This window comes from Vreelandella subterranea (genome assembly GCF_900111305.1).
Classification (GTDB): Bacteria; Pseudomonadota; Gammaproteobacteria; order Pseudomonadales; family Halomonadaceae; genus Vreelandella; species Vreelandella subterranea.
In genome coordinates this window covers 528855-549253 of the sequence record NZ_FOGS01000001.1, presented here as the reverse complement: position 1 = coordinate 549253, position 20399 = coordinate 528855, and the positions used below count along the sequence as shown (strand labels likewise).

Below are 20399 nucleotides of genomic sequence, written 5' to 3'. Positions count from 1 at the left end.
GCTATGGCAGCTGCAAAAGAGATACGCACCCAGATCGGGAGCATTAAAAATACGCAGAAGATCACCAGCGCCATGGAAATGGTCGCTGCGTCGAAAATGCGTAAAGCGCAAGAGCGGATGAAGGCGAGTCAGCCTTACGCCAAGCAGATTCGCAACGTGGTTAGCCACCTTGCCGACGCCAACCCCGAGTACAAGCACGACTACATGGTCGAGCGTAGTGAGGTAAAGCGGGTCGGTTATATTGTGGTTTCCACTGACCGCGGTTTGTGTGGTGGTTTGAACCATAACCTGTTCAAGGCCGTGGTGAAGGATGCCAAGGCCTGGCATCAGGAAGGCGCCGGGCTGGATTTCTGCGCGCTTGGCGCGAAGGCCAGTGGTTTTTTTCGTAACTATGGGGGCAACCTGGTTGCCGCCAAGAGCGGGTTAGGCGAAGCGCCATCGGTCGAAGGTCTGATTGGCAGTATCAAGGTCATGCTCGACGCGTACGATGAAGGCAATATCGACCGTTTGTACGTGGTGCATAACGAGTTTATCAACACCATGACCCAACAACCGGTGGTACGCCAGCTTCTCCCGCTGTCGACCGATATTGGTGACGACGCAGAGCAAGACGACGAAAACGCCCGTCCCGGAAGCTGGGACTACCTGTATGAGCCGGATGCCAAGGCGTTATTGGATAGCCTGCTGATTCGTTTCATTGAATCGCAGGTGTATCAGGCGGTTGTGGAAAACGTGGCGTGCGAGCAAGCCGCCCGGATGATTGCCATGAAGAGTGCAACCGATAACGCGGGCAATCTGATTGACGATCTGGAGATGGTTTATAACAAGGCCCGTCAGGCCGCCATTACCCAGGAAATTTCCGAGATCGTCGGCGGCGCTGCCGCCGTATAACGCCTAGGGAGCTGACGTTTTTAGCGGCTCCCGGCAGACAGGTTTCATTTGCAGGTTTTTGAGAGGAACCAAGATGAGCGGACGTATCGTACAAATCATCGGCGCGGTGATTGACGTAGAGTTTCCGCGGGACTCTGTGCCCAAGGTCTACGACGCGCTGAAGGTCTCTGATGTAGAGACCATCCTCGAAGTCCAGCAACAGCTGGGCGACGGCGTGGTGCGCACCATCGCCATGGGCTCCACTGAGGGCTTGAAGCGTGGCATGGACGTGGCCGACACAGGTGCTGCGATTTCGGTCCCCGTGGGTAAAGCCACGCTGGGCCGTATCATGAACGTACTCGGCGAGCCCATTGATGAAGCGGGCGAAATCGGCGAAGACGAGCGCATGCCGATTCACCGCAAGGCACCCGGCTATGCCGACCAGGCAGCGTCTGAAGAGCTGCTTGAAACCGGGATCAAGGTTATCGACCTGGTCTGCCCGTTTGCCAAGGGTGGTAAGGTCGGCCTGTTCGGCGGTGCCGGTGTCGGTAAAACCGTCAACATGATGGAGCTTATCCGCAACATCGCCACCGAACACAGCGGCTACTCGGTATTTGCCGGTGTGGGTGAGCGGACGCGTGAAGGTAACGACTTCTATCACGAAATGACCGAATCCAACGTTATCGACAAGGTATCGCTGGTCTACGGTCAGATGAACGAGCCGCCGGGCAACCGTCTGCGTGTAGCACTGACTGGCTTGACCATTGCGGAGAAATTCCGTGATGAAGGCCGCGACGTACTGCTGTTCGTTGACAACATCTACCGTTACACCCTGGCGGGTACCGAAGTATCGGCGCTGCTCGGGCGTATGCCGTCCGCAGTAGGTTATCAGCCGACGCTGGCCGAAGAGATGGGCGTTCTGCAGGAACGTATCACCTCGACAAAGACGGGCTCGATCACCTCCGTACAGGCCGTTTACGTGCCTGCGGATGACTTGACCGACCCGTCACCGGCGACCACCTTCTCGCACCTGGACGCCACCGTGGTACTGGCGCGTTCGATTGCCGAGCTGGGTATCTATCCGGCCATCGACCCGCTGGACTCGACCTCGCGTCAGCTGGATCCGTTGGTGGTTGGTCAAGAGCATTACGACACTGCACGCGGCGTTCAGGGTGTTCTGCAGCGTTACAAGGAACTCAAGGATATCATCGCGATCCTGGGCATGGACGAGCTGTCTGACGAAGACAAGCTGGCCGTCGCCCGCGCGCGTAAAATCCAGCGCTTCCTGTCGCAGCCGTTCTTCGTGGCCGAGGTATTCACCGGTGCACCGGGTAAATACGTGTCACTGAAAGACACCATCCGTGGCTTCCAGGGCATCCTCGAAGGCGAGTACGATGACTTGCCGGAACAGGCCTTCTACATGGTCGGCTCCATCGACGAAGCGGTCGAGAAAGCCAACCAGATGAAGAAGTAATCCCGTCCATTAGGGGGATTCGCTATGGCGAATAGCTTCACTTGCAATATCGTCAGCGCTGAAGCGTCCATCTACTCGGGAACGGTCGAGATGGTGGTTGCCTCTGGCAGCACGGGCGATCTGGGGATTCTACCCGGTCACGCGCCGTTGCTGACGGAACTCAAGCCGGGGCCGGTACGGGTGATTCACGATGGTGGCGAAGAGGAACATTTCTTCGTGACTGGCGGCTTCATGGAAGTCCAGCCAGATATCGTGACCGTGTTGGCCGACGCTGCCTCGCGTGCCAGCGACCTCAATGAGGCGGCTGCCGAAGAAGCGCGTCAGCAAGCGCTGAAAGCCTTTAACGACAAGACATCCGAGCTTGACTATACGCGGGCTGCTGCGGAACTTGCCGAAGCCGTTGCCCAGTTGCGAACGATCCAGCAACTGCGCAAGAAAGCGGGTAAAGGCTAAAAGCTTCACGCCTGACGTGAAACACAACGCCCCTTGAACCCGTGATTAGGGTTCGGGGGGCGTTTTTTTTGTCTGGTAGTATATAAAATAGAAACCGAATGGCAGCCACAATGCAAGGATAAGGAATTGTCGCCACCTGGCCTTCGCAAGCGTAAAAGGAGAATGCCGTGTCATTAAATGATGAAGCGCTGCAAGCCATAAAAACCGAGCTGCTCGACGAGCTAGGAAAGGACGCACCGAACACGGCACTGTTTGCTGAACGTCTGAGCGAGATTCGCTCGGCAGATATCGGTGAAATCCTCGAAGATCTGATCGAAGAGGATGACGCCTTGGCCGAAGCGCTGGCGTTACTTGACGTCTTGTCCACCGAACGGGCTGCCAATGTCTTGGGTTATCTACCTGGTGAAAGCCAGTTGGAGGTCATCGGCAATCTCCCGGATACCTATGCACTCAAGCTGTTGGAAGAGATGGGCTCCGATGAGCGGGCCGATTTGTTCAACCTGCTCGATGAAGACCGCCGTGAAGCCCTGCTGCGTCGCATGGCTCACAGAGAGCGTGAAGACCTGAAGCGTTTGGCAAGCTACGAGGAGGGCACAGCCGGGGCCATCATGACCTCGGACTATGTGGCCATTGCCAGCGGCATGACGGTGTCCCAGGCCATGATGCGCGTCCGCCAGACCGCACCTGACGCTGAAACGGTCTATCAGCTTTATGTGCTGGACAGCGAAGGTCAGTTGATCGGTACCATGTCGTTGCGCCAGCTAATGGTGGCCCGCCCAGGCGCGTTGGTCGACAACATCATGATCAAGGATGTGATCAGTACACCGGTGGATAAAGAACAGGAAGACGTCGCCAAGATTGTGGCGCGATACGATCTGCTGGCCCTGCCGGTAATTGATGCTGATAGTCGGCTGGTAGGAATCGTCACTCACGATGATGCCATGGACGTGGCCGAATCAGAGGCTACCGAGGATTTCCACAAAGGGATGTCGATCGGCCAGTTGGAGGACGGCGTTAGCCGGGTGCCACTTTGGACGCTATATCGAAAGCGCGTGACGTGGCTGGTACTGCTGGTGTTTGCCAACCTGTTTTCCGGTGCTGGCATTGCCTATTTCGAAGACACCATTGCAGCGCAGGTTGCCCTGGTGTTCTTTCTGCCGTTGCTGATCGGAAGCGGCGGTAACGCGGGCGCTCAGGCCGCTACCCTGATGGTACGCGGGATGGCGACTGGTGATGTCGGTGTAAAAGACTGGGGGAAACTGCTTGGAAGAGAGTTACTCGTCGCCGGCTCGTTGGGGATCACCATGGCGATTGCCGTGGCTCCCATCGGGGTGATGCGAGGTGGAGAAGCAGTCGCCATGGTTGTCGCGCTTAGCATGGTAACCATCGTGTTATTCGGCAGCTTGCTGGGCATGTGTCTGCCGTTCGTGCTGGAGCGCTTTCGGGTTGACCCTGCCACTGCTTCGGCCCCACTGGTCACCACCTTGATCGACGCCTCTGGGGTGGTTATTTACTTCAGCATTGCCACCGCTTTGCTAACCTCTGTGTAGTCGTTTGAATAGCGCTGGGATCAGCGCATCGTGTGGCTGGCAGCGCGGGTAATAAACATCACTTCCACATGCCCGAGCCATTCGATATCGCTGGCCAGCGCTTTTAACTGGCTGGCAAGGCATTGGGGCGGCTGGTGAACGGGGTCGCTTATAATCAGTGATACTGAGATTTTTTCGTTCAGGTAGTGAAGCTGTAGCTCGTTGAGCGTGCGCCAAACCGGATGCTTGTACCAGCGCGCATCCAGCGCTGCCTCTACTTCCGGGCGCAGGGGCAGACCAGGAAAACGGCTTGGGTCGCCTTCGCCAGCGTCGTCTTCCGGGTCGATGTGAAATATGACATCGGTTAATGCCGGGAACTGGTGGCGCAGGCGACGACTGACCTCATTGCCGATTTCATGAGCTTCCGAGACGGTGATCTTGGGGCCGACCACCACGTGTAAATCGACCATTACCCAGCCAGCGGATTGGCGGGTACGCAGGTCATGGACGCTGTCCACGCCGGGTACACCGCAGGCCACATCATGCATCTGCTTTTGGGCATCTTCGGGCAGGGCGGTGTCGACCAGTTCGCGGGCCGACTCCCATAGCAGGTCCCAGCCGACTTTACCGACCAGCAAGCCGACGATGATGGCGGCAACGGCGTCCAGCCAGCCCAGGCCAAACTGGGCACCGAGCAGGGCAATCAAGACGACCGCAGTGGAGAGGGCGTCGCTGCGTGAGTGCCAGGCGTTGGCTTCAAGCAGTTTGGAACCGACCCGTTTGGCGATCTGCATGGTGTAACGGTAGATCCACTCCTTACTGAGCAATGCAATCACCGTCACCACAATGGCGAACACGCCCGGCGCATTAACGTCAGCGCCACTAAACAAACGATCCAGGCTCGACCAGGCAATCCCCCCCGCGACGAAAATCAACACACTCCCCAGCAGAAGCGTGGTAAGGGTTTCGATCCGGCCATGACCATAGTGGTGGTCCTTGTCCGGCTCCTGGCGACCGTAATGAATGGCCGCCAGGACAAACCCATCGGTGACCAAATCAGATAATGAATGAATGCCGTCAGCGATCAACGCCGCGGAACCGACCATCAACCCGACGACCACCTTAACGATGCTAAGCAGCCCATCCAGCCAGGCACCGATATAGGTGACACGCTTTGCTTCGCGGCTTTGCAACTGGGTATCTTGAATAACCGATGAGTCGACGCGCTGAGTCATGAGGTACCTTGCAGGGACGCCCCTTGGCGAATAGGTGGACTATTGTAGCGCACTCATCGGCATGCTCTATAGTCCCGCGCGTCTGGAGAATGCCAATGGCGGACAAGTTTGCCCAGGATGTGTATCCTTGAGCGCCAATATGTCCCCCCTCCAATGAGAGTAGATGAGGATAAGCAATGGATTGGCTTCAGGTGGTAATTTTAGCCGTTGTTCAGGGCTTGACGGAATTCTTACCTATTTCGAGTTCTGCCCACCTAATTTTGGTGCCCGTGCTAACGCCGTGGGATGACCAGGGACTGGCATTCGACGTTGCCCTGCATTTAGGTAGTCTGACTGCAGTCGTGCTTTATTTTCGACAAGCCATTTGGCAAATGGTCACCAGCGCTTTAGCCGCAGTTCGGGGGGAGCAAGTTGATGACGATGCGCGCCTAGGGCTCTGGGTTATCTTGGCAACGATTCCAGTATGTGTCATCGGCTTTTTAACCCGTGACCTGATTGCCGATCATATGCGCTCTACGTTGATTATCGGCATGAGTTTGATTGGTTTCGGGTTATTGCTGGGGTATGTTGATTGGCGAAAAAGTGGTGAGCGAAGCGAATACCAGTTACGTCTCAAGGATGTGTTGATTATCGGTGGTGCTCAAGCACTGGCGCTGATTCCTGGTACCTCACGTTCAGGTATTACCATTACGGCGGCGCTAATGGTGGGAATGAGCCGCGAAGGGGCTGCTCGTTTTTCTTTTCTCCTTTCTATTCCAGTGATCGTGTTAGCAGGTGGGTTGGAAGTCGTAAGCATAATACGTGAGCCAGAAGAGATTCAGTGGATAGCAATGTTAGCAGGAACACTGCTTTCCGGTATGAGCGCTTATTTATGTATTCACTACTTTTTAGTGGTGATTAAAAAATTGGGAATGCAGCCATTTGTGATATATCGCGTGCTTTTGGGCGCCTGGCTGCTATGGTTTTTTCATGGTTAAGGCGGAGTAACAACGATGCGACAGGGTCGTCATTTGTGGTGCTATTGCGGCATGATCGTGCTGTTATCCATAGCGTTGATAGGCTGCTCGGAAACCGATCGGCCGCTTGAACCGCCGGTTAAACTGGAAGGCAATATATTTGGTACCTTCTATCAAGTCACGATGGCCGATTCGCTCACCCAGGGACAAGTCAACCAGATTGAAGCGGGTATCAAGCAGGAACTGGAAAGCGTCGATCAATCGATGTCGACCTACCGCGACGATGCCGAGTTGATGGCCTTCAATCGATCGCCACTAGGCGAGTGGCAGCCCTTGTCCGACGGACTCATTGACGTATTGGCAACAAGCCTGTCGATTGCCGAATCAAGCGATGGCGCTTTCGACGTTACCATCGGCGACCTGGTCAATCTGTGGAGTTTTGGCCCTGAGGCTCGACCTGAAGAAGTACCATCAGATCAAGAGCTCAGAGAGCGGTTGGCGCAGGTGGGTTTTGACGCTATTGAGCTGGATACGCAGGCGCTCGAGGCGCGGCGTCTCCGTGACGTGTTCGTTGATCTGTCGGCCATTGCCAAAGGCCACGCAACGGACCGCGTCGCCGCCTATCTGGATCAGCAAGGGGTCGAGAATTATCTGGTCAACCTGGGGGGGGATCTGATTACCCGCGGCGTTCGCGACCTGGATGAACAGACCGCGTGGCGGGTTGGCATTGAAGTGCCAGAGAACGGACAGCAGCGCGCACAGCATGTACTGCCGCTTGATTCAATCTCGGTGGCGACATCAGGCGACTATCGGCATTACTTCGAGGTTGACGGCCAGCGCTATTCGCACACCATCGACCCGCGTACGGGTCAGCCGATTACCCACGACCTGGCTTCGGTGTCGGTTTTTCACCCGTCCAACGCCTGGGCTGACGGCTGGGCGACCGCGCTGATGGTAGCGGGGAATGAAGACGGTATGGCAATGGCCCTCGACCAGAACCTGAATGTTCTGATGCTGATACGCGATGGGAATCAATGGCGAAGCGTCGCAAGCCCTGCCTTTGCCCAGCACTTCGGGGATGAACTCGTTGAAGCGCTAGAGATAGAGATTGCGTCTGCCCGCCCGGACGACCGTGAAACCGCGACAGGTAATTAACATGCAAGAACTCGATATTGTCATTCTCGCCGCCGGAAAAGGCACGCGGATGCGTTCTCAGATCCCCAAGGTACTGCATACGCTTGCAGGTAAGCCGATGGTTCAGCATGTGCTGGATACGGCCGCCGGACTAGGTCCATCGCGCACGCATGTCGTGATCGGCCATGGTGCCGATCAGCTGCGCCAGGCACTGGTTGATTATCACGTGACCTTTGCTGTTCAGGCCGAGCAAAAAGGCACTGGGCATGCGGTCGCCCAGGCGCTACCGCAGCTGGGCAGTGGTAAAGTACTGGTACTGTACGGTGATGTCCCCTTGATCCACCGTGATTCGCTTTCGGCATTACTGGCTCAGGTGGATGATCAGCACATGGGGCTTTTAACCGTCATGCTAGATGACCCCGCTGGCTATGGGCGTATCGTGCGCAATTCAGAAGGCGAAGCGGTGGCGATCGTCGAGCAGAAAGATGCCAGCCAGGAGCAACTCGCCATCACAGAGTGCAACACGGGCATGATGGCGATGACCAGCGAACAATTGAAACGCTGGATGCCTCGGCTTTCGGCGGATAATGCCCAGGGCGAGTATTACCTGACCGATGTGATTGCCATGGCCAAAAGCGACGGCGTCGCGGTTTGCACCGCCCAGCCTTCTACCGCCATTGAGGTCGAAGGCGTCAATAACCGCGCCCAGATGGCACGCCTGGAACGTGCCTACCAGGCCCAGGCCGCGGAGAAACTCATGGAACAGGGGGTGGCGTTGGCTGACCCGGCCCGGCTGGATGTGCGCGGAAGCCTCACTTGCGGCCATGATGTGTTTATTGATGTGGGCTGCGTGTTTGAGGGCAAGGTCGAATTAGGTGAGGGGGTTCGTATTGGCCCATACTGCGTGATTAAAAACAGTACGATCGGGGCCGAGAGCCGCGTGGATTCGCATAGTGTCATTGACCAAACGGTGGCAGCTGGACTTAACCAGATAGGGCCCTTCGCCCGACTGCGCCCGGGTACCCGGCTAGCGGTCAAGGCGAAAGTCGGTAATTTTGTCGAGACAAAAAATGCCGACGTTGGTGAAGGCAGTAAAATTAATCACTTGAGCTACGTGGGTGATGCGCGTCTGGGGCGTGGTGTCAATGTCGGCGCGGGTACGATTACCTGTAACTACGATGGGGCTAACAAACACCTTACCGACATTGGCAATCATGCCTTTATTGGTTCCAACACGGCTCTGGTGGCACCGGTGAGCATAGGGGAAGGGGCCACGGTGGGGGCTGGCTCGACTATTGCCAAGGATGTCAGCGATAATGCGCTGGCCGTATCGCGGGGGCGTCAACTCGAGAAAAGCGGCTGGCAGCGTCCACTCAAGCATCACGACTGAAAAAGGGGAAGGCCTATGTGTGGCATCGTCGGCGCCGTTGCCCAGCGCAACGTCCAGGGTATCTTACTGGAAGGGTTAAAACGTCTCGAATACCGTGGTTACGACTCGGCCGGCATGACGGTTTACGATGGCTGTTCGCTGACCCGCCACCGGGCGATAGGCAAGGTAGCAGCGCTTTCAGGCAAGCTGGATGAGGCGGCATTACCCGGGAAATCAGGGATCGCCCATACCCGCTGGGCCACGCACGGAAAACCCTCAGAGGCCAACGCCCACCCTCACCATAGCGGTGAGCAGGTTGCCGTTGTACACAATGGCATTATCGAAAATTACGAAGCCATCAAAGATCGGCTGCAAGCCAGCGGCTACCGTTTTACCTCTGAAACCGATACCGAGGTTATTGCTCACTTACTCGCCGAGAAACTGGATAGCGGCCTTGGTTTGTTTGATGCCACCCAGGAGATCGTCAACGGCTTGGGCGGTGCTTATGCGCTTGGCGTGATGAGTGCTAACTCTCCAGGCGTTGTCGTCGGTGCACGGCAGGGCAGCCCTCTGGTGGTTGGCGTGGGGATTGACGAAGCATTTTTGGCCTCCGATCCGCTGGCGCTGTTGCAGGTAACCGACCGGTTCATTTATTTGGAGGAAGGGGACCTGGTAGAGCTGCGTGAGCAGGGCGCTATTCGTATCGTCGACCGCCATGGAAAAGCGGTTGAACGACCGGTTCAGACATTTGAGCATGGTGATGGCGCGGCGAGTAAAGGTAACTATCGTCATTTCATGCTCAAAGAAATCTTCGAACAGCCCGAGGTGATCCGGGCCGCGCTTGAAGGACGCCTGAGCGACGATCACGTCTTGGTTGAAAGCTTTGGCCCCGGTGCCCCGGCTATTTTTCAAGCCACCCGTCAAATCCATATTATCGCCTGTGGCACCAGCTATCATGCTGGCCTGGTGGCACGCTACTGGTTAGAACGTTATGCCGGTATCCCCGTACAGGTGGAAGTTGCATCCGAGTACCGTTACCGCTATCCCGTGGTGCCCGAGGGTACGCTGTTTGTCACGCTTTCCCAATCCGGTGAAACCGCCGATACCCTGGCGGCGCTACGCTATGCAAAACAACTGGATTACGTGGGTACCCTGGCCATTTGCAACGTGCCGGGTAGCTCATTGGTGCGTGAATCGGATGTGACCCTGATGACTCGGGCTGGGCCCGAAATCGGTGTCGCGTCGACCAAAGCCTTTACCACCCAGCTTATTGGATTGATGTTGCTGACACTGTCGATCAGCAGGGTACATGGCCGCGATGATCATCACGCTGATATCGTATCGGCATTGAAAGCCTTACCCGCGCTTTGCCAGCAAGTGCTGGCGCTAGATCCGGCAATCGAAGTGCTGTCGGAAGCATTTGTTGAAAAGAGCCATACCCTATTTCTGGGGAGAGGCGCTCACTACCCTATAGCAATGGAAGGGGCACTCAAGCTCAAGGAAATTTCCTATATCCACGCGGAAGCCTACCCGGCCGGAGAGCTGAAGCATGGGCCGCTGGCGCTGGTGGATGCCGACATGCCGGTGGTGTCGGTGGCGCCTAACGACGATCTGTTGGAAAAACTCAAGTCGAATCTGCAGGAGGTGCGCGCGCGCGGGGGACAACTGTTCGTATTTGCCGACGAGCAGGTGGGGATCGAGGCGCGCGACGATCTTCGGGTCCTGCACTTGCCGCATATCCACGAAGCGCTGACCCCATTGCTGTACACCTTGCCGTTGCAACTGTTGAGCTACCATGTCGCGGTACTCAAAGGTACTGATGTGGATCAGCCGCGTAATCTGGCGAAAAGCGTCACGGTAGAGTAAAGCAATATCCATGGCCACTGCTCGGCTTTTGCCGATCGTGGCCACGTTGCGGGCAATGTTGCATTGCCCCATTCCATTAGTCGGCTTATTATTATGGCGGTTTATCCTTCCTCCGTTCTACCGCAGGGATTTCTCCGCCATGAAACCACCCGATTACCACATCGCCGGGCGCTATAGCCGCCAAGCGATGTGTCTGTTGTTTGCATTCTGCTGCCTCGTTGTACCTTCCTTATCTTATGCCGCTGCCGGGTCGCTCGACCTGACCCGTTCCATCGCCGGCATCTTGTCTGTTGCCATATTTGTGCTCGCCTATGCGTTAGTCATGGCCGAAGAGCTTTTGCACATGCGCAAATCAAAGCCGGTATTGGTGGCTGCTGGTTTGATCTGGGCATTGGTGGCCTGGGTGTACGTTCATGCGGGACTGCCCCAAGAGGCGGAAACGGCGTTTCGTGAAACACTGCTGGAATATACAGAACTCCTCTTGTTCCTGCTGGTGGCGATGACCTATATCAACGCCATGGAAGAGCGGCGGGTGTTTGACTCTCTGCGCGCATGGCTGGTGCGCAAGGGGTTTAGCTACCGCAGCCTGTTCTGGATTACCGGCATCCTGGCATTCGGTATTTCGGCGATCGCCAACAACATGACCACGGCGATGCTGATGTGTGCCGTGGTGCTGAAAGTGGCCGAGGGCGATGATCGGTTTATCGGCCTTTGCTGTATTAACGTGGTAGTGGCCTCTAATGCCGGGGGGGCTTTCAGCCCCTTCGGCGACATCACGACGCTGATGGTCTGGCAGGCTGGCCAGGTCGCCTTTGGTGATTTCTTCCAGTTGCTGTTGCCGTCAGTCGTCAACTTCATGGTGCCAGCGGTGATCATGAGTTGCTTTATTCGCAATCGAAAACCTGAAGCATTGTCGGAAAACGTATGGTTGAAGCGCGGCGCGCGGCGAATCGTCGTGCTGTTCCTGATCACCGTGGCGATTTCGGTGCTCTGCCACTCTGTGCTGCATTTGCCGCCTGCCATGGGCATGATGTTCGGTCTTGGCCTGCTGCAATTCTTTGGTTACTACCTGCGCCGCAGCTTGCCACGCTCCCTGGAGCGCAAGCGTGAGCGCTATTCCCGCCGCGGCGATTGGAAAAAACTCGAGCAACTGGGGAGTGTTGTTCCCTTCGACATTTTCAGTCGGATTGCCCGCTCAGAGTGGGACACGCTGCTGTTTTTCTACGGCGTGGTGATGTGTGTGGGCGGCCTGGGGTTTATCGGTTATCTCGGCCTGCTGTCGGAGACTCTGTACGGCAGTTGGAATCCGGTGTGGGCCAACGTGGTACTGGGGTTGATGTCAGCGGTGGTGGACAACATCCCGGTGATGTTCGCAGTGCTTTCGATGGAGCCGGACATGTCGCTGGGTAACTGGCTACTGATCACGCTAACGGCGGGTGTTGGGGGCAGTTTGCTATCCATGGGCTCTGCCGCGGGCGTGGCCCTGATGGGCCAGGCCAGGGGGATCTATACTTTTGCCCGTCATCTACGTTGGGCGCCAGCGATCATGCTGGGCTATATCGCCAGTATTCTGACTCACCTTTGGTTGAATGCCGGCTTGTTTTAGCCCCGTATCAATACCACCGCCCGCACGTTTTCACGCGCGGGCGGAAGAATGAGAAACGTGCGTCGCTTAAATATCGTGGCCTGTTATGACGTGGCAGATATCTGCAAAGCTTTGTGCCCTCGGGATGGCATTGATCGTCTTACCGATCGCCGCTTGAATATCGCTGGCTGAAATGATCCCGCGAATACTCGGGTCGTGGCGATCATCATGCTCGATAATCAGCAAATGCTGATCTGTAAAGCTTTCCATCGATATCACCAAATCCTCGATGCTCAACGACGAGAGCTGGTTAAGCGGCATAGCGCTTAATTTGTGCCAGGGCGTCATGATCATTTCGGCCGTGATATCCTCTTGATTCAGCTGGCGTTGCTGCATGGCGATATTGATCCGCCGCTTGCCAATGATCTCTTTGGCCGTGATCACCCCAATACAGTGCTCATGGCTATCCATGACAAACAATAACCGCACCCCCGCATCGCGCATCTTTTGGTGAGCCTGATCAACCGGGGTATCGCTATCAACCCATTGGGGGCGCACCTGGCTAAAATCGGTCAGAACGCTGATAGCCGGGCTTTGAGGCGATAACGACGGCTTTTTAGGGACAACCAGCGTTGGCGTTGACCCCAGTTGGATTAAAGGTTTGGGGGAAAAAATTATCTGGTTCATCAGAGTACCTGCGTTAAGTGATGTAATGGCAAACAACAGATGTCCTGCCGTTACGTCACAGTTGCACGATATTCTTATGACAACCTTAAGAACCGCCGCGTGCGATCGAGGCCATTTCGGGTCGAGAAGGAAAACGCTGAAGCGTAATGCAAACGCGCAGTCCTCCTTGAGGTGCGCTGGTCATGGTGAACTCACCGTTATGGCGTTTAACGACACGGTCAACAATGGATAGCCCCAAGCCTGCCCCGGCGCCTGGCCCGGCACGCTGGAAGCGTTCTCTCACCTTTGAGTAGGCCTGTTCCGGAATGCCGGGGCCCTGGTCATCCACGCAGAGTGTGACGTGATGAGCGGTGGCGGTTAAGGCGATGTCGATAACGCCATTAACGGGGGTGTGCTGGAAAGCGTTACCCACAATATTCTGCAACACGGTTTCAACGGCACCGGGCTCCGCTTCCATCTGCCAGTCCAGCGCTTCGTCGGCATGCAGGGTCACCTGCTGTTGGCGCTCGGCGGCTAGTGGTGAGAGTTCGGCGAGGGTTTCACGTGCTTCGATGAGCAAGTTGGCTGGACGGTAGTGGCGCTGTATCTCGGTCTCCGGCGCCAGGCGGGCCAGGGCAAGCAGCTGGCTGACCACGCGCGTGGCGCGGGCAACGCCGTCGCGCAAGTGATCAAGTGCCTCTTCACGGTCTTCATGGCTATGGGCGCTCAACGCATTTTGCGCGTGCAGGTCCAGAACCGCGAGTGGCGTGCGTAATTCGTGGGCAGCATCAGCGATAAAGCGCTCTTCGCGGGTGCGTATTTGACGGATACGCGCCAGTAACTGATTTAACGCGCTGGCGATCGGGGCTAGTTCTTGGGGCAATGACGTCAGTGATAAAGGCTGAAGATTGTGGGGGCCGCGGGTCCGTGTCTGCTCGGCCATTCGCGACAACGGCGCTAGCCCCCAGCCAATGCACCACCACAACAACAAGGCAACCAGGGGCAAGCCTATCAGCTCAGGCAATAAGGTGCGCAGGGCGACCGAACGACTCAATTCACCGCGGCTGTTTTCGCGTTCGGCGACAACAATTCGGTGATGAGTATCCGGCTGATTCAGGACATAAATTCGCCACGCTTGTTGATCAATGGTGAGGTCCGAGTAGCCCGTACCCTGCTGGTTGAGGGGGATGTCGGGCGCTCTTGAGGAGCCTAGCAATAGCTGATCATTTTCCCACAGCTGGAAGAATAGCTGGTTTGAGTAGCGATGTCCGTAGGGCGAATCGGCGGATTCGGCCCGCTGTAATGCGTTTTCAATATTGCTCAGCATCGTGTTGCGATCAGACGCTTGTGCCATGCCTTCGAGAAGCCGGGCATGCTGGGCAAGTCGAGCATCTGAAAGCTCGCTTATTTGATGCGCGGCATAGCGGTAGCTGATCACCCCGATCACCAGCGTACTGATGCCAAAGACCAGGAGCACAAGGGTGAGGGTGCGGTATTGAATCGAGTTCATTCGGGGTTATCCATCACGTAACCAATGCCACGTAGGGTACGTATGACATGGGGAAAAAACTTGCGCCTCAAATGATGGATATGGACTTCAATGGCATTACTTTCGACATCCTCATCCCATCCGTAGACCAACTGGGTTAAGGTATCGCGTGTGAACACACGTCCAGGGTGACTCATGAATTCCTGCAGCAGCGTCAGTTCGCGGCGTGAAAGTGACACCTCTTGTCCTTGATAACTTACCTTGAGCGTGACCGGATCAAAGCGTATCCCCTGACACTCCAGCAGCGAACGGGCCTGCCCATGGCTGCGCCTTAATAAAGCGCGCAACCGGGCAGTAAGCTCGGTGACATCGAACGGTTTGATCAAGTAATCATCGGCGCCGGCGTCGAGGCCAGCAATTCGCTCATCGACCGCATCACGAGCGGTCAGCACCAGAATGGGTACCTGGTTACCTTCCCGTCTCACGGCTTTGAGCACGTCGACGCCATCCAGGCGGGGTAACCCAAGGTCAAGTATCACGGCATCGAAGGGCATCCCTTCCAGCAACGTTGAGCGGGCACTCACCCCATCGCTGAGATGGTCAACCGTGTACCCTTCAGGTTTAAGCGCCAGGCGGATTCCAGACGCTAAACTTGAATCGTCCTCTACCAGTAGGATGCGCATGATGAGAGATGATGTCCTTGGGTGAGCTTACCGATTCAGATGAATACGATGGTCAGATAAACACAATGGATGACAACGATAGTAGCGTCTATGGCACACACCTCAAAGATTATCCTATGCCCGCCTGAACATCGCCGCGAGGCACTTCTGCATCTGGCCAAATCGCAGTCGTCCAAGCGACAGAAAGCATTGACCGAGGCGCTAAAGCCGATGTTGAAGGAACCGGAAACGGCCTGGCAGAGCTTATGGGTAAGCCTGGATAGAGGGCGTATCAACGGCGTTGTCTGGGTACAGCGGCTGCCACAGAATATGGCGCAGCTATGGCTACCCAATGCACAGGGTGACCACATAAGCGCGTTGATCGAGACGGCGCGGCATTGGGTCATGCAGCAACGCTTAACGCTTTGTCACATCGAGCTGGCGCCAGAGGCGACCCACCAGCGAGCGCAATTAATCGCCCATGGCATGCAACCGCTCGTATCACTGCGCTGTTTGAAAGCGGATGTGGGCCAGCGTTTTCCTGCCGCGGCGCCGTTCACCCAACTGCATTGGGCACCATGGGATCGACTGACAGCGGCTCAGGAGCATGCGTTGATGGCCGCGGTTGGGCGGGATTCGCTGGACTGCCGTGAGTTGCGCGATATCTTGTCGATCAATGACTTAGTGGCAGGTTTCTATGGGCAAGATTCTCACGCGCCCGTTCACTGGCATGCGCTGTATGTGGATGAATCGCCGTCGCCCATTGGCGCCTTGCTGTTGGCGCCGCGCAATGAGATTCACCGTTGGGAACTGATGTTGATGGGGCTGGTACCTGAGTGGCGACGTCGCGGGTTGGGCGGCCATGTTCTCAACCATGCCTTGGCCCTTGCCCAGCAGGCGGGCGCATTGGAGTTATTGCTTGCGGTGGATCATGAAAACCCGCCGGCGTTTAACCTCTACAGGCGCGCTGGCTTCAGCGAATATTCACAGCAGTACGTGATGGCCTGGCGCGGCTAGCCGTCAAGGCATCGTTGCCGCGTTGACCCGGCAGGCTTGGCGGGTTTTGTGGCGCTTTGAATTACCACTATACTGCTAATATTCATTAAGTAGGCGTATTGGTTGCCTCTGATCTTTAGCCGACCAGGCGCCGACAATAATAAATAAGAGGTGGTGCGAGTGAACGTTAAGCAGATAGCAAAAGGTCTTATTGCGCTTGGGGTTGCCATGCTGAGCGGGTCAGGTGCAGCCGCTGATGCCACCCGTGACGCGATTGCGGAGCGGCTGGCGCCGGTAGGCAGTGTGTGTTTACAGGGCCAGGAGTGCGGTACAGCCGCCGGGACGGCGGCACAGGGCGAAGCCGCTGCGGAGAGCGGTAGCGAATTGGATGGCGCTTCGCTCTACACCAGCACCGGCTGTGCGGCGTGTCACGATAGTGGCGCGGCAGGGGCTCCCCTTCTGGGCGATACGCAAGCCTGGTCGGCCCGCCTGGAAGAGGGTACGGAGGTGCTGTATCAAAGCGTGTACGAGGGTAAAGGCGCCATGCCGGCGCGCGGTGGCAGTAGCGCTTCCGATGAGGAAATTCAGGCAGTTGTCGACTATATGATTGCCGAAGCTGAATAACCTTGACGACGACTTAAATTATCCACAGGCGCAATGCAAATCCGCCTGTGGATAATTTTTTAGCTTAACGTAGAATTATCGCTCCCGTAAGGAGCCTTCAGCCCAGCAAAGAGCGTAGCCCGGCAATGGCATCCTGCCCCCGGGCCTGCTTTTTCTCCGGGTCTTCCTTATCGGCGCGGCCTTCCCATTCCAGGTCTTCATCAGGCAATTCGTCCAGGAAGCGGCTGGGCTGGCAGTCCATCAACTCGCCGTAAGCTTTGCGCTGGCGGGCAAGCGTCAAGGTCAGCGTGCGCCGTGCGCGGGTAATGCCCACATAGGCCAAGCGACGTTCTTCCTCCACCGTGTCCATTTCAATGGCGTTGCGGTGAGGCAGCAGGTCTTCTTCCAGGCCCATTAGATAAACGTGGGGAAACTCCAACCCTTTGGAGGCGTGCATGGTGAGCAGTTGCACCCGGTCAGAGTCGTCTTCTTCCGCCTGTTGCTCGAGGATATCGCGCAGCACCAGGCGTGATATCGCCGCTTCCACGCTATCGGTTTCGGTGGCTTCGGACGCCGTATCATCTTCCGGGTCGCGGTTGAGCGACTTTTCCAACTGGTCGATCAAGATCCACACGTTGGCCATGCGTCGCTCGGCGACGGTCGGTGCGCTGGCGTTCTGGTACAGCCACGCTTCGTAATCCATGTCCCGCAGCATGTCGCGGATAGCGGCAATGGCATCACCCTGGTCCATGCGCTTGCGCACGCCGTCGATAAAGTGGGTGAAACGCGACAACCGCTCCACGGCTCGGGTCGGCAGCACCTGCTCCAGGCCAAGCTCATGACAGGCGGCAAACAGCGAAATCGAGCGCTCGGTGGCGTAGTTGGCCAGTTTCTCGACGGTACCGGGACCGACTTCCCGGCGCGGCACGTTCACGATGCGTAAAAAGGCGTTGTCGTCGGCGGGATTAATCAGTAGCCGCAGATAGGCCATGGTGTCCTTGATCTCGTTGCGCGAGAAAAACGACGTGCCGCCGGATAGCTTGTAGGGGATTTGGTAATGCTGCAGCTTTAACTCCAGCAGCCGGGCCTGGAAGTTACCCCGGTAAAGCACGGCAAAGTCCCGCCATTCGGCTTTTTCCTTGATCCGCCGGGTAAACATTTCGCTGGCCACGCGCTCCGCTTCGGCTTCCTCGTGGCGATTGACGATGACCCGAATGGAGGCGCCGTCGCCCATCTCCGACCACAGGGTTTTTTCGTAGACGTGGGGATTATAGGCAATCAGCGTGTTGGCGGCGCGCAGGATCGTGCCGGTGGAGCGGTAGTTCTGCTCCAGCTTGATCACCTTCAGGCGCGGGAAGTCTTCGCCCAGGGTAATCAGGTTTTCCGGCCGGGCACCCCGCCAGGCATAAATCGACTGGTCATCGTCGCCCACCACGGTAAAGGTGGCCCGTTCGGCCATCAGTAGCTTCACCAGCAGGTACTGGGAAACGTTGGTGTCCTGATACTCATCCACCAGCATGTAGTGGATCTTGCGGCGCCAGCGGGCCAGGGCTTCCGGGTCGCGCTGCAAAAGGACCACCGGCAGCAGAATCAGGTCGTCAAAATCCACCGCGTTATAGGCTTTCAGATGGCGCACATAGGCTTCGTAGACCCGTGCGGCAAAGTGCTCGTCGTCGTCCGCCGCAAACGACAGCGCGTCGCTGGGCAGCATCAGATCGTTTTTCCACTGGGAGATTTTGCCCTGCACCGCGTTGATCTGTTCGGCGTCTACCTGGGCGTCCTTATTCATCAAATCGCGCAGCAGTGCCTTGGCATCCTCCGGATCGAAGAGCGAAAAGCCGGGTTTGTAGCCCAGGGTTTTAAGCTCACCGCGGATGATGTTCAGCCCCAGGGTGTGGAAGGTGGAAACCGTCAGTCCGTGGCCTTCCTTGCCGTGCAGCATTTGCCCGACGCGCTCTTTCATCTCCCGGGCGGCCTTGTTGGTGAAGGTCACCGCGGCGATCTTGCGCGCGCTCATGCCGCATTCCTGCACCAGGTAAGCGATTTTGGTGGTAATCACGCTGGTTTTGCCGGAGCCTGCCCCCGCCAGGACCAAGCAGGGCCCATCGATATAGCGCACGGCTTCCTGCTGGCGCGGATTGAGCCCGTTGATGCGGCTAAGGATGCTCTTTGGCGGCTGGAGCGTCATGGCGACGGGTAACCTCTAACGTGTTGCAGGGCGGTTTCGATTATAATCAGCGGCGCTGGGTAGACGCATAATGGGCTAACAATAGGCAGGTGTTAATGTTTGAAGTCGCTTTATTTGAACCACGGATGGCGCCCAATACGGGCAACATCATGCGCCTGGTGGCCAACAACGGCTGCCGATTACACCTGATCGAGCCGCTGGGCTTCGATCTGGAAGAGAAAAAGCTGCGCCGCGCCGGGCTGGACTACCGTGATCTTGCCAATGTGACGCGCCATGCTGATTTTAGCGCCTTTCAAAGCGCCATGCAGGGACGCACCATCTGGGCAATCACCACGAAAGGCACCCGCGCCCATAGCGACGCGCCCTATGCGCCAGGCGATGTGCTGCTGTTCGGCTCGGAAACCGCCGGGCTCTCGCCCGAGGTTCACGCGGCGTTGCCTGCCCAGCAAAAGCTGCGCATTCCCATGCAGCCCAATAACCGCAGCCTCAACCTCTCCAACGCGGTGGCTATCGTGAGCTATGAGGCATGGCGCCAGCAAGACTACGCAGGCGCCCTCGCCCTTTAGCCGGCAATTCCATAGCGGTCACGATACGCCCGAACGGCCTCGGCGTAGGCCAGCATCTCGCCACCGGCATGCTCCTCTAGATAGGTAAGCACCTGCTCAAGCGTCACGATACTGACCACCGGCATGCCGTACTGAGACTGCACTTCCTGAATCGCGCTCTGTTCGCCCTGGCCACGCTCCTGACGGTCCAGGGCAATGATCACGCCCCCTGCGCGAGCACCATTCTGCTCGATCAGGCGCATTACCTCGCGAATAGCGGTGCCTGCGGTAATCACGTCGTCGATAATCAGAATATCACCGGCAAGCGGTGCGCCGACAATGTTGCCGCCTTCCCCGTGGCTTTTGGCCTCTTTGCGGTTAAAGGCATAGGGGATGTCGCGGTCGTGGTGGTCAGCCAGGGCCGCGGCAGTTACCGCCGCCAGGGGAATGCCCTTGTACGCCGGGCCAAACAGCACATCGGCCTCAAGGCCGCTATCGACGATCGCCTGGGCATAGAAGCGGCCCAGCTTGGCGAGCGCGCGGCCGGTCTGGAACAGGCCTGCGTTGAAGAAGTAAGGACTTACACGCCCGGATTTAAGCGTGAATTGGCCGAACTTGAGCACCCCCTGCTCAATGGCAAAAGCAATGAAATCGCGCTGGTAGGGTTGTAGAGTGGTGGCCACGGCGGTCTTCCCTTGTCGATCAAAAGTTGGGGCAAAGGCAACAATAAAAAGCAGGTAAATAGCAAGATTTGGTTTGTCTATTTACCCAAACGTCTA

Annotated in this window: 18 protein-coding genes; 12 read left to right on the top strand and 6 right to left on the bottom strand. The window is 57.0% G+C overall.

Translation table 11 applies throughout. From position 1 onward, the window contains the following. The first annotated feature begins 3 nt into the window (after positions 1-3). The 4 genes from atpG (at position 4) to mgtE (ending at position 4347) form a co-directional block, all read left to right on the top strand. Positions 4-891 (top strand): F0F1 ATP synthase subunit gamma, encoded by an 888-nt coding sequence (atpG, locus tag BMX75_RS02475; RefSeq protein ID WP_092824946.1) that lies wholly within the window; start codon positions 4-6, stop codon positions 889-891. Between the two features lie 73 nt (positions 892-964). Beyond that, a complete protein-coding gene (gene atpD / locus BMX75_RS02470; RefSeq protein ID WP_066315690.1) occupies positions 965-2344 on the top strand; it encodes a F0F1 ATP synthase subunit beta in 1380 nt (459 codons plus the stop codon). A gap of 24 nt (positions 2345-2368) precedes the next feature. Next, positions 2369-2797, top strand: a complete 429-nt coding sequence (locus BMX75_RS02465; RefSeq protein ID WP_066315695.1) for a F0F1 ATP synthase subunit epsilon — start codon at positions 2369-2371, stop codon at positions 2795-2797. A gap of 167 nt (positions 2798-2964) precedes the next feature. Next, positions 2965-4347: a magnesium transporter gene (gene mgtE, locus BMX75_RS02460; RefSeq protein ID WP_092824944.1), complete on the top strand. Its 1383-nt coding sequence runs from the start codon at positions 2965-2967 to the stop codon at positions 4345-4347. A 20-nt stretch (positions 4348-4367) separates the two neighbouring features. Here the strand turns inward: mgtE and BMX75_RS02455 are convergent, their stop codons facing one another. Further along, the gene (locus BMX75_RS02455) at positions 4368-5561 is read right to left on the bottom strand and encodes a cation diffusion facilitator family transporter (RefSeq protein WP_092824942.1); all 1194 of its coding nucleotides are present in this window, start codon (positions 5559-5561) and stop codon (positions 4368-4370) included. A gap of 176 nt (positions 5562-5737) precedes the next feature. Between BMX75_RS02455 and BMX75_RS02450 the strand changes: the two genes are divergently transcribed. From BMX75_RS02450 to nhaD, 5 genes are all read left to right on the top strand, one after another. Then, positions 5738-6538, top strand: a complete 801-nt coding sequence (locus BMX75_RS02450; RefSeq protein ID WP_092824940.1) for an undecaprenyl-diphosphate phosphatase — start codon at positions 5738-5740, stop codon at positions 6536-6538. Positions 6539-6553: 15 nt separating this feature from the next. Further along, positions 6554-7672 (top strand): FAD:protein FMN transferase, encoded by a 1119-nt coding sequence (locus tag BMX75_RS02445; RefSeq protein WP_245748321.1) that lies wholly within the window; start codon positions 6554-6556, stop codon positions 7670-7672. 1 nt (position 7673) lies between these two features. Next, on the top strand, positions 7674-9041 hold the full coding sequence (gene glmU, locus BMX75_RS02440; protein WP_092824936.1) for a bifunctional UDP-N-acetylglucosamine diphosphorylase/glucosamine-1-phosphate N-acetyltransferase GlmU: 1368 nt from the start codon (positions 7674-7676) through the stop codon (positions 9039-9041). A gap of 15 nt (positions 9042-9056) precedes the next feature. Beyond that, positions 9057-10886 (top strand): glutamine--fructose-6-phosphate transaminase (isomerizing), encoded by a 1830-nt coding sequence (glmS, locus tag BMX75_RS02435; RefSeq protein WP_092824934.1) that lies wholly within the window; start codon positions 9057-9059, stop codon positions 10884-10886. A gap of 139 nt (positions 10887-11025) precedes the next feature. After that, positions 11026-12492 carry a sodium:proton antiporter NhaD gene (gene nhaD, locus BMX75_RS02430; RefSeq protein ID WP_092824932.1) on the top strand — a complete coding sequence of 489 codons (1467 nt, stop codon included), beginning with the start codon at positions 11026-11028 and terminating at the stop codon, positions 12490-12492. Positions 12493-12558: 66 nt separating this feature from the next. Here nhaD and BMX75_RS02425 read toward each other — a convergent pair whose 3' ends face one another. The 3 genes from BMX75_RS02425 to BMX75_RS02415 form a co-directional block, all read right to left on the bottom strand. Continuing rightward, a complete protein-coding gene (locus tag BMX75_RS02425; protein WP_092824930.1) occupies positions 12559-13158 on the bottom strand; it encodes a CBS domain-containing protein in 600 nt (199 codons plus the stop codon). Between the two features lie 85 nt (positions 13159-13243). Continuing rightward, entirely contained in the window at positions 13244-14647 is a 1404-nt protein-coding gene (locus tag BMX75_RS02420; RefSeq protein ID WP_092824928.1) for an ATP-binding protein, read from the bottom strand. Continuing rightward, the gene (locus tag BMX75_RS02415; protein WP_092824926.1) at positions 14644-15309 is read right to left on the bottom strand and encodes a response regulator; all 666 of its coding nucleotides are present in this window, start codon (positions 15307-15309) and stop codon (positions 14644-14646) included. Before BMX75_RS02415 ends, BMX75_RS02420 begins: the two co-directional genes overlap by 4 nt. A 90-nt stretch (positions 15310-15399) precedes the next feature. Between BMX75_RS02415 and BMX75_RS02410 the strand changes: the two genes are divergently transcribed. Both BMX75_RS02410 and BMX75_RS02405 read left to right on the top strand, forming a co-directional pair. Next, positions 15400-16305, top strand: a complete 906-nt coding sequence (locus BMX75_RS02410) for a GNAT family N-acetyltransferase (RefSeq protein WP_092824924.1) — start codon at positions 15400-15402, stop codon at positions 16303-16305. A 159-nt stretch (positions 16306-16464) separates the two neighbouring features. Then, entirely contained in the window at positions 16465-16908 is a 444-nt protein-coding gene (locus BMX75_RS02405) for a c-type cytochrome (RefSeq protein ID WP_245748320.1), read from the top strand. A gap of 97 nt (positions 16909-17005) precedes the next feature. Here BMX75_RS02405 and rep read toward each other — a convergent pair whose 3' ends face one another. Then, the gene (gene rep, locus BMX75_RS02400) at positions 17006-19075 is read right to left on the bottom strand and encodes a DNA helicase Rep (protein WP_092824922.1); all 2070 of its coding nucleotides are present in this window, start codon (positions 19073-19075) and stop codon (positions 17006-17008) included. A gap of 95 nt (positions 19076-19170) precedes the next feature. On the opposite strand from rep, the gene BMX75_RS02395 reads away from it, so the two are divergent. Further along, positions 19171-19641, top strand: coding sequence for a tRNA (cytidine(34)-2'-O)-methyltransferase (locus tag BMX75_RS02395; RefSeq protein WP_092824920.1), 471 nt, complete (start codon positions 19171-19173; stop codon positions 19639-19641). On the opposite strand, the gene pyrE is transcribed toward BMX75_RS02395, so the two are convergent. After that, positions 19638-20303 carry an orotate phosphoribosyltransferase gene (pyrE, locus tag BMX75_RS02390; protein WP_092824918.1) on the bottom strand — a complete coding sequence of 222 codons (666 nt, stop codon included), beginning with the start codon at positions 20301-20303 and terminating at the stop codon, positions 19638-19640. The two genes, BMX75_RS02395 and pyrE, sit on opposite strands and share 4 nt — an antisense overlap. Positions 20304-20399: the final 96 nt, after the last annotated feature.